10 protein-coding genes and 1 other RNA gene are annotated in these 8,872 nt (G+C 68.7%); 7 read left to right on the forward strand and 4 right to left on the reverse strand.

Features of this window, described 5'->3' with window-relative positions:
• Positions 1-132 precede the first annotated feature (132 nt).
• Entirely contained in the window at positions 133-1,008 is an 876-nt protein-coding gene (locus ACTIGN_RS33425; RefSeq protein WP_439632171.1) for a HEAT repeat domain-containing protein, read from the forward strand.
• 6 nt (positions 1,009-1,014) lie between these two features.
• Here ACTIGN_RS33425 and ACTIGN_RS33430 read toward each other — a convergent pair whose 3' ends face one another.
• From ACTIGN_RS33430 to panB, 3 genes are read right to left on the reverse strand one after another with little or no spacing between them, the layout of a single operon-like run.
• Positions 1,015-1,953, reverse strand: coding sequence for a WD40 repeat domain-containing protein (locus ACTIGN_RS33430; RefSeq protein WP_439632173.1), 939 nt, complete (start codon positions 1,951-1,953; stop codon positions 1,015-1,017).
• Positions 1,954-1,997: 44 nt separating this feature from the next.
• Entirely contained in the window at positions 1,998-2,930 is a 933-nt protein-coding gene (locus ACTIGN_RS33435; RefSeq protein WP_439632175.1) for a WD40 repeat domain-containing protein, read from the reverse strand.
• A gap of 8 nt (positions 2,931-2,938) precedes the next feature.
• Complete coding sequence (panB, locus tag ACTIGN_RS33440; RefSeq protein WP_439632177.1) at positions 2,939-3,745, reverse strand: 3-methyl-2-oxobutanoate hydroxymethyltransferase; 807 nt, start codon at positions 3,743-3,745, stop codon at positions 2,939-2,941.
• A gap of 145 nt (positions 3,746-3,890) precedes the next feature.
• Between panB and ACTIGN_RS33445 the strand changes: the two genes are divergently transcribed.
• Both ACTIGN_RS33445 and ACTIGN_RS33450 read left to right on the forward strand, forming a co-directional pair.
• The gene (locus ACTIGN_RS33445; protein WP_439632179.1) at positions 3,891-4,379 is read left to right on the forward strand and encodes a thiol-disulfide oxidoreductase DCC family protein; all 489 of its coding nucleotides are present in this window, start codon (positions 3,891-3,893) and stop codon (positions 4,377-4,379) included.
• Between the two features lie 44 nt (positions 4,380-4,423).
• A complete protein-coding gene (locus ACTIGN_RS33450; RefSeq protein ID WP_439632181.1) occupies positions 4,424-5,428 on the forward strand; it encodes a 3'-5' exoribonuclease YhaM family protein in 1,005 nt (334 codons plus the stop codon).
• 122 nt (positions 5,429-5,550) lie between these two features.
• Here ACTIGN_RS33450 and rnpB read toward each other — a convergent pair.
• Positions 5,551-6,152, reverse strand: an RNA gene (rnpB, locus tag ACTIGN_RS33455) — RNase P RNA component class A.
• A gap of 95 nt (positions 6,153-6,247) precedes the next feature.
• On the opposite strand from rnpB, the gene ribF reads away from it, so the two are divergent.
• The 4 genes from ribF to ACTIGN_RS33475 all read left to right on the forward strand — a co-directional run bounded on the left by ribF (position 6,248) and on the right by ACTIGN_RS33475 (position 8,777).
• Entirely contained in the window at positions 6,248-7,183 is a 936-nt protein-coding gene (ribF, locus tag ACTIGN_RS33460; RefSeq protein WP_439632183.1) for a riboflavin biosynthesis protein RibF, read from the forward strand.
• The gene (locus tag ACTIGN_RS33465; RefSeq protein WP_439632185.1) at positions 7,180-7,530 is read left to right on the forward strand and encodes a hypothetical protein; all 351 of its coding nucleotides are present in this window, start codon (positions 7,180-7,182) and stop codon (positions 7,528-7,530) included. Before ribF ends, ACTIGN_RS33465 begins: the two co-directional genes overlap by 4 nt.
• A 16-nt stretch (positions 7,531-7,546) precedes the next feature.
• Positions 7,547-7,780, forward strand: a complete 234-nt coding sequence (locus ACTIGN_RS33470) for a NifU family protein (RefSeq protein ID WP_439632187.1) — start codon at positions 7,547-7,549, stop codon at positions 7,778-7,780.
• Between the two features lie 169 nt (positions 7,781-7,949).
• Positions 7,950-8,777, forward strand: coding sequence for a sugar phosphate isomerase/epimerase family protein (locus tag ACTIGN_RS33475; protein ID WP_439632189.1), 828 nt, complete (start codon positions 7,950-7,952; stop codon positions 8,775-8,777).
• Positions 8,778-8,872 lie beyond the last annotated feature (95 nt).

Below are 8,872 nucleotides of genomic sequence, written 5' to 3' on the forward strand. Positions count from 1 at the left end.
CGTGCGCCTCGCCGCGGCCCGCCGCACCCGGTTTGCGGCCGGGTTCCCGCACCCGACCCACTTCACGCAGTCGATCACACGTTCCGAGAGCCCCGGTCCCGCGCGACCGCGGCCGAATCTCGGAGCGCACCCGTGCCCGGCACCCGCACCATCCTGATCGCACTCCTGTTCTGCACGGTCCCGGCCGCGGCGCACGCCGTCGACGTGCCCGCGCTGTTCGGCCGCAAGCGCCCGGACCCGACCCGCGTCCGGTACCTCGCCGACCTGCTCCGCACCGAGACCGACGAGAAGCGGTGCAAGTCGGCCGTCGCCGAACTCGCCGACGCCGACCCGCGGGCGCACCCGGACGTGATCCCGGCGCTGCTCGCGGCGCTGAAGAAGGACGCGGCGGCGGTGCGGGCGGCGGCCGCGGAGGTGATCGGCAAGTTCAAGACGACGTTCCCGCTCGCCGGCTCGGCGCTGGAGAAGGTGGCCGAAACCGACCCGGACCCGACCGTCCGCACCGCCGCGAAGCAGGCGCTGTGGGACTACCACCTGAACGGCTACCGCAGCGCCAAGAGCGTCGAAACCGCGTCGTCGCAGACCGCGGAGCCGCCGATCGCCGCGCCGCTGCGGCCGCGGGCGGTGCGTGCCGTCGCCCCGATGCCGACGGCGCTCCGCACAACGGTCGCCACGGTGCCGGCGTCGGGCCTCCCCGGGGTGACCTCGGTTCCGGTGCCGCAGCGGGTGGCACCGCCCGGCGGGCCGCGACTGTCGGCGGCGCTGCCGCTCGACGGCTTGAACTCGCCGCGCCGCCTGCTCTCGCTCCCGCAGCGGCCGAGCCTGCCGACCGAGCCGCCGATCGCCAAGCGGTCGCCGAAGTGGACGCCGCCCCCCGCGACCGCGATCGAGCCGCCGATCCTCGTGCGCCGCCCGGACCTGGGCACGTTCGGCGAGCCGACGCGGGTGCTGTACGAACTGCCCGCGATCGTTCCGGGGCCGACCACCGTGAAGCCCGCCGGGAAGTGACCGGCGTCACACGTCCACGTCCCAGACGACGACCTTGCCCGTGTCGCTGCCGGCGGCCGCGAGGGTGCCGTCGGGCGAAAACGCGACGCTCCGCATCCGCCCCACGTCCCATGTGTACGTCTTCGCCACCTGCCACGATTCGGTGTCGTACAGCTTCACCGTCTGGTCGTTGCTCGTCGCCGCGAGATACCGCCCCGACGGGTGGAACGCGATGCCTGTGAAGTGCTTTCGGCCGTCGTTCTTGATGTGGCGTTCCTGCTCAAGGTCGTCGGCGGAGAAGACGTAGAGGGATTTGAGGACCGCGACGACCACGCGAGAGCCGTCGGGCGCGACCCCGACCGACGGCGCTTCGCGTCCGGCGATTGACGCGGCCGCGAGAGCCTCGCCGGTGGAAACCGACCGAACGACCAGCTTCGGCAAAAAGACCCAGTTCCATTCAACGGTCACGAATCGGTTGCCGTCTGGCAGAGGGAGGAGTGCTTCGCACCGGTACGTCTGCAGGGCGTTGTCGTCGGAAACGACGGTGGCAACCCGGAAGCCGGCCCCGAATGCTTCTGCCTCCGGCGACCACGATCGACTCGCGAATCCGTTCTGCGAGGGGCGCTGCCCGAGCGACCAGCAGAAGAGGACCGTGCGCCCGTCGGGGGTCAGCGTGATGTGCGTGGGCTTTGTGTCGGTCGGCTCCACGACGGTTCTGCCCGTCGCCGGGTGGTGCGCCGCCAGCCCGTTCTGGGTCGCGGCCCCGATGCACCACTCGCCGGAGCGGAGTTCCCCGAAGCTGTGCGCCGAGAACGTCGGAATCGCCGGCGGCACACGAGCCGTGGTGGTTACGTCCCAGAGCGATCGACTGGATCGGTGGCGGTGCGGTTCTTTCGTCACCGCCGTCAGCAGCACCTGCGTCGCACTGAAGAACGACACATGCGTGATGTCGGCCTTCTTCGCCACGTTGAGCACAATCACCGTTCACCTCACCGGAAGGTGTGTTCGGCTCACACGTCCACGTCCCACACGACGACCTTGCCCGTGTCGCTACCCGCGGCCGCGAGGGTGCCATCGGGACTGAACGCGACGCTCCGCATGCGCCCGATGTCCCAGGTGTACGTCTTCGCCACCTGCCACGACTCGGTGTCGTACAGTTTCACCGTCTTGTCGTTGCTCGTCGCCGCAAGATACCGCCCGGAGGGGTGAAACGCGATGCCCGTGAAGTGCTTTCGATTGTCGTTCTTCACCTTCCGCGGTGCGGCCTTAAGGTTGGAGGGATCGTACACGAACAACGACATCTCCGACACAACGACGGCGCGCTCGCCGTCCGGAGAGACGGCCAGACCAAGCGTCTCGCGCTGTGGGAACCGCGCCGCGGCCACGAGTTCCCCCGTTTCCAGCGCCCGCACCGACACCCGCGTCCGGGTGTTCCCGTGGTTCTCGGTCACGAAAAACCGGTCCTCCCCGGGGAGAAACTCCATGCGGACGCGGATGCCGCGCGTGGTAGTGGAGTACACGGGCAAGCTCCAAACGGGTGATTTCGTTTTCCTCGTCAGATTGAAGAGGTGAAATTGTGAGGAGCCGCTGTCATGAACGAGCAAATACTTCTGGTCCCGCGTCATGAGTAGGCCTTCAGCCCAACCGATTCCGGATCCGCGGCCGAGGCTGTCGATGTCTTGTGAAATGGGATCGAACTCGATCACCTCACACCCATCACCCATGTCGTCTGGGTAAAGGATGATCTGTTGAGAGGGAGCAAACCCAAAGGACATCCAAGCAGGACTGAATCCAGTGACGGTTTCGACTTCGCAAAGTAGCGTCTGTGTTGCACAATCCCACACGCTGATCCATCGAAAATCATACCCGATGGCCAGCAATGACCCGATCGGCGCGAACGCCACTTGACTCACCGGCTGCGTTCGAAGCGCGAGCACAATCACGTCATACCTCACCGGAAGCTGTGCTCGGCGGTCGGGAACGCGCCGGTGCGGACCTCCGTGCAGTACGCCTCGACCGCTTGCTTTACGGCGGTGCCCAGGTCGGCGTAGCGCTTCGCGAACTTCGGCTTGAAGTCCGGGTACAGGCCGAGCAGGTCGTGGTACACGAGCACCTGCCCGTCGCACCCCGCACCCGCCCCGATGCCGATCGTCGGGATGCCCACCGACGCGGTGATCCGCGTGCCAACGTCGGCCGGCACCGACTCCACCACCACCGAGAACGCGCCGGCCTCCTCGACTGCCGCGGCGTCGGCCAGCAGCGCCGGCGCGTCGCGCTGCACCTTGAACCCGCCCAACTGGTGGACCGCTTGCGGGGTCAGGCCGATGTGGCCCATCACCGGGATGCCAGCTGCGACACACGCCTGCACCGTCGCCCGCATCCGCACGCCGCCCTCCAGCTTGATCGCGTGCGCGCCGGCCTCCTTCAGCAGCCGCCCGGCGTTCCGCACCGCCTGCCGCGGGCTCACCTGGTACGTCAGGAACGGCAGGTCCGCTACGACCAGCGCCCGCCGCACGCCCCGCACCACGCACTTCGTGTGGTAGATCATCTCGTCGAGCGTGACCGGGAGCGAGGTCGGGTGGCCCTGCACGACCATGCCGAGCGAGTCGCCGACGAGGATGCAGTCGACCCCGGCCTCGTCGCACAGCCGGGCCGAGGTGTAGTCGTAGGCGGTGACGACGGCGAGCCTCGCCCCGCGGCCCTTGGCGGCCCGGAACTCGGGGACGGTCATCGCACGCGGCGGGGCAACGGAACTCATGGCGGTCTCGGCGCTCGTGTGTGTCGTATGTGGCGAGCCGGGAGCGTAAGCGACCGGAGGTTCGTTCAACGACATTCTACGGTGTTGGATTTCCCGGCGGCTTGCGGTATCCCAGGTAGAATGGAACATCCCACGGAGTTCCCGCATGGCCACCGCCACGATCACCCCCGCCGCTGAGAGAGCCGACCCCGCTCGGGGGAAGGGCGTTATGCTGTACGACGGCATGTGCCCGCTGTGCCTGCGGGGCGTGCGCGTCCTCAAGAAGCTCGACTGGTTCGGCCAGCTCCAGTACCAGGACTGCCGCGACACCGCGAACCTGCCGCCCAGTGAGGTGCCGCTCACGCTGCAGCGGATGCTCGAAGAGATGCACGTCGTCACGCCGGACCGCAAGCACGCACACGCGGGGTTCGCGGCGTTCCGGTGGATGGCGTGGCGGCTCCCGGCGACGGCGTGGCTCGCGCCGCTGCTGTACATCCCCGGCGTGCCGTGGCTCGGCCACCGGGCGTACCTGTGGGTCGCCAAGCACCGCTACGACCTCGTGCCGTGCGGCGATGGCGGCTGCCAGGTGCGCCTCCCCGTCCAGAAGCCAGAGGACAGAGGGCAGAGGACAGACCCCCAACCGCCCGTAGTCTGACTCCTGTCCTCTGCCTTCTGTCCTCTGCCCTCTGAAGGATTCCGATGAGCCGACGCTTCGTGGAACAGTTTCGCGACGGGGACAACCTCGACGACATCTACCTCGTGACCGACAAGCAGCTCCGGGCCAACCGGAACGGGAACCTGTACCTGCTGCTCGAGCTCCGCGACCGCACCGGCGGGATGTCGGCCCGCATGTGGAACGCCGGGGACCACGTCGCCCGCGGGTTCGACCCGGGCGACTTCTTGCACGTCACCGGCAAGGTGCAACTGTTCCAGGGGTCGCTCCAGGTCATCGTCAACACGGTGGACCGGGTCGAGCCGCAGAAGGTCGAACTCACCGACTTCCTCCCCCACACCGAGCAGAGCGTTCCGAAGCTGATGGAGCGGCTGCGGGGCTACCTGCTCCGCCTCGGCAACCCGCACCTCCGGGCGCTCGCCGAGTGCTTCCTGATGGACGAGGTGTTCGTCCGCGGGTTCACCACCTGCCCGGCCGGGGTGAAGATGCACCACGCCTACGTCGGCGGGCTGCTCGAGCACGTCGTCTCGATGATGGACGCGGCCGACAAGCTGCTCCCGCTGTACCCGGCGGTGGACCGCGACCTGCTGCTCATGGGCGTGTTCCTGCACGACGCCGGGAAGACCCGCGAACTCACCTACGCCCGCGCGTTCGGGTACTCCGACGAGGGGCAACTGATCGGCCACATCCCGATCGCGGTGGAGATGCTCACCGGGGCGGCCGCGAAGGTGCCCGAACTCACCGGCGAGCCCGTGCCCCGCGAGCTGATGCTGCGGCTGCACCACATGATTCTGAGCCACCACGGGGAGCTGAACTACGGCAGCCCGAAGGTGCCGATGACGCCCGAGGCGATGATGCTCCACCTCATTGACCTGATGGACACGCGGATGCACATGGTGCTCCGCGAGCTGCGCGAGGACCGGAACAACCCGAGCGCGTGGACGCCGTACAACGCCAACCTGGGCCGCCGCATCTACAAGGGCGGCGCGGCCGGCGACCTGTACTCGGAGGGCGGGGGGAGCTACGACTGACGGGGAAAGTGGTCAGTGGGGAGCGGACGGTGGGCAGTAAACGCCAAAGGCACTCTCGCCTCTGGTCTTCACTGCCCACTGTCCACTCCCCACTGACCACTCTTCCGAAAGTCCCCGACGGGTCGGTCGGCCGGCCTGTAAGCCGGGTTTTGTCCCCGCCCTTGCGGGCGGGCGACGGTCATTTATCTAGCACCGCGGTTGCCCGCGGCGTCGAGCGGTCTACCCGGGGATCGTGACGGGCCGGGCCGACCCTGTCCCCTGTTTGACCTTGCTCCCGGTGGGGTTTGCCGAGCCAGCCGGTCACCCGGCTGCTGGTGCGCTCTTACATTAAGGGCTTTCGCCCCGCACCGTTTCACCCTTACCGGGGGTGGTGATTGGGGATGGGACGTTGGAAGTTGGACCAGGGCCGCGGGCCACCCGTCTTTCCAATCTCCGACGTCCCATCCCCAATCACCACCCCCGGCGGTTTACTTTCTGTTGCACTTTCCCGCCCGCTTGCGGTTCGAGCCGGGGAGCCCGAACCGGTCCCGGGGGTGGACGTTATCCATCACCGCGCCCTGTGGAGCCCGGACTTTCCTCCCCGGGGGAGTGTTTAGTGTTTCGTGTTTAGTGTTTAGTTCGGAGCGAGGCCCGCTGGTTGAGCCGAACGCCGCACCAGCCGGCATCGAAACACTAAACACGAAACACTAAACACTTCCCCCGCGGCGACCGTCCGGCCGACCGACCGACCCGAGACGACATCGTACGAGGCCGACGCCGCTCCGAGAATAGACGGTCGGGAGCCTTTCCGGTTCGCGGTCGCGCCGCAAAGATAGGAACATGGCTACCGCTCTACTCGAATGGTTCACGCACGCGCCCCCCGAGTTCGGCGGCGGCGCGGTCACCGTCGGGAACTTCGACGGCGTCCACCTCGGGCACCGGGCGCTCGTGCGGGCGTGCCGCGGAGTGGCCGACCGGCTCGGCGGCCCGGCCGTCGCCGTCACGTTCGACCCGCCCCCGCACCAGGTGCTGCACCCCGGCCCGGTCCGCCCGCCGCTCACCACGCTCCCCGAGCGGGCCGAACTGCTGCACGCCGCAGGCGCGGACCACGTCGCCATCCTGCGGACCAGCCCGTCGCTGCTGGCGCTCAGCCCCGAGGCGTTCTTCGAGGACGTGATGGCCCGGCAGCTCGCCGCGAAGGGGGTCGTCGAGGGGTACGACTTCCGCTTCGGCCGCGGCCGCGCCGGCACGAACACCACCCTCCGCGACCTGTGCGGCGCCGCCGGGCTGGCGTTCGAGGACGTGCAACAGGTGCTCCACGCCGGCGAGCCGGTGTCGAGCAGCCGGGTGCGGGCGGCGATCGTGGCCGGCGACGTGGGGGCCGCGGCCGACCTGCTCGCGCGGCCGTACCGCATCTCCGGGATCGTGGTGACCGGCGCGAAGCGCGGCCGCCTGATCGGCTTCCCGACGGCGAACCTCGGCGAGGTGCCAACGGTCCTGCCCGGCAACGGGGTGTACGCGGTGCGCGCGGCGGTGGACGGTAGAATGTGGCCGGCGGCGGCGAACATCGGCCCGAACCCGACGTTCGGCGACGACGCCCGCAAGATCGAGGTCCACCTGATCGGCTTCTCGGGCGACGTGTACGGCCGCTCGGTGTCGGTCGAGTTCGTGGCCCGGCTCCGCGAGACCCGCCCGTTCGCCGGCGTCGCGGAACTCGTCGAGCAACTCAAGCGCGACGTCGAGGCGGCGAAGCAGGCACTGAGCGGAAACACATGAGTGCGGGGCTCAAGTTCGCCGACGTGGTGTTCTGGGGCACGAACGGGGCCGTCGAGGTGCTACTGGAAGCGCTGATCGCTCAGGCCGAGCGTCAACTCGGCACCGCTGACCCACTCACGACGTTCCTGCGAGACGAGCGCGACGGATTTTACATGGGCAAGGTGGTTGTCATCGACGAACCCCTCGCCACTACGGCTGCGAGGCAGCGGTTTCTGTCGCTGATGAACGACGCCTCTCAGGAGTTGCTTCGGGAAGGTCCGCTGACCGACTATGGTTCAGCTTGGCTTTCGACGGAGATCACAGCTCTCTGCGACCACATTCGCGGCCGAGATGGTAGCTCGGGCTGATCCTCGGAGAACAACCATGAGCGACTTGCGTGACCGCGTCGAGCACGCGCTGAAGCACGACATCGCCCCGGCGCTGATGCTCGACGGCACCGGCATCGAGGTGCTGGAGGTGACCGACGGCATCGCGTCGGTGCGGCTCACCGGGGTGTGCGCCGGGTGCCCCGCGACGATCATGACGGTTATCACGTCCCTGGAAGATGAGCTTCGCAAGAAGGTGCCCGAAGTGGAGATTCTCGAAGCCGTGCCGTGACAAGGTTGCGTCAGACGCCCGCGAGGTGCTGGCGGAGTCGGCCCGGTGGCCGGGCGAACCCCTGAGCGCCAGCGAGGGGGTGCGCCTCACCCCCGCAGGCGCTCAGGGTTCGCCCAAGTCCGCCCTTCGTGCTTCCACCCGCACCCGAGTCCGAATCCCGAGGCCCGCCATGTTCCTCGGCTACAACACCAACGGGTTCGCGCACCACCGGCTCGAAGACGCCGTCGAGATCCTCGCCGAACTCGGGTACGGTGGCGTCGCCCTGACCCTCGACGTCCACCACCTCGACCCGTTCGCCCCCGACCTCCCGCTGCGCACTGCGGCGCTCGCGCGGCAACTCGCCCGGCACAACCTGCGGTGCGTGATCGAGACCGGTGCGCGGTTCCTCCTCGACGCGCGCCGCAAGCACCAGCCCACGCTCGTCAGCCCGACCCCGGAGGAGCGAGCCGGTCGGCTCGAATTCCTGAAGCGGTGCGTGGACATCGCCGCCGACCTGAGCGCCGACTGCGTGAGCTTCTGGTCCGGCACGGCCGTCGATAACGCCCCGCCCGGCGTTCAGATGGTGCGGCTCGTCGACCGGTTGGAGCGGCTCGCCGAGTACGCCGTCGAGCGGAACGTGCGGCTCGCGTTCGAGCCCGAGCCGGGCATGTTCATCGACACGATGCCCCGCTACGCCGAGTTGCACGCCGCGCTCAACCACCCGGCGTTCGGGCTGACGCTCGACGTCGGCCACCTCGTGTGCACGGGCGAGTTACCGGTCAGCCGGCACCTCACGGCGTGGCGCGACGCACTGTGGAACGTCCACATCGAGGACATGGCCGCGGGGGTCCACGACCACCTGATGTTCGGCGAGGGCGAAGTGGACTTCGGGGACGTGTTCGCGGGGCTGAGGGCCGCGGGGTACGCCGGCGGCGCGTACGTCGAACTGAGCCGGCACAGCTACGACGCGGTGCGCACCGCCCGGAAAGCCAAGGCGTTCCTCGACCGGCACGTGTAGAAGTGGTGGCAGAATGGCTGATGTGATCGGTGCGGGGTGGAGGTGGTTCCCCCTCACCCGCCGCGAAGCGCGGCGACCTCTCCCCCGAGACCGGG

The organism is Gemmata sp. (assembly GCF_051859125.1).
Lineage (GTDB): Bacteria > Planctomycetota > Planctomycetia > Gemmatales > Gemmataceae > Gemmata.

Coding starts and splice junctions, on each gene's coding strand:
- ACTIGN_RS33470 (WP_439632187.1), top strand. CDS start 7,547: ATGAGCGACTTGCGTGACCGCGTCGAGCACGCGCTGAAGCACGACATC.
- panB (WP_439632177.1), bottom strand. CDS start 3,745: ATGAGTTCCGTTGCCCCGCCGCGTGCGATGACCGTCCCCGAGTTCCGG.
- ACTIGN_RS33450 (WP_439632181.1), top strand. CDS start 4,424: ATGAGCCGACGCTTCGTGGAACAGTTTCGCGACGGGGACAACCTCGAC.
- ACTIGN_RS33475 (WP_439632189.1), top strand. CDS start 7,950: ATGTTCCTCGGCTACAACACCAACGGGTTCGCGCACCACCGGCTCGAA.
- ACTIGN_RS33445 (WP_439632179.1), top strand. CDS start 3,891: ATGGCCACCGCCACGATCACCCCCGCCGCTGAGAGAGCCGACCCCGCT.
- ACTIGN_RS33465 (WP_439632185.1), top strand. CDS start 7,180: ATGAGTGCGGGGCTCAAGTTCGCCGACGTGGTGTTCTGGGGCACGAAC.
- ribF (WP_439632183.1), top strand. CDS start 6,248: ATGGCTACCGCTCTACTCGAATGGTTCACGCACGCGCCCCCCGAGTTC.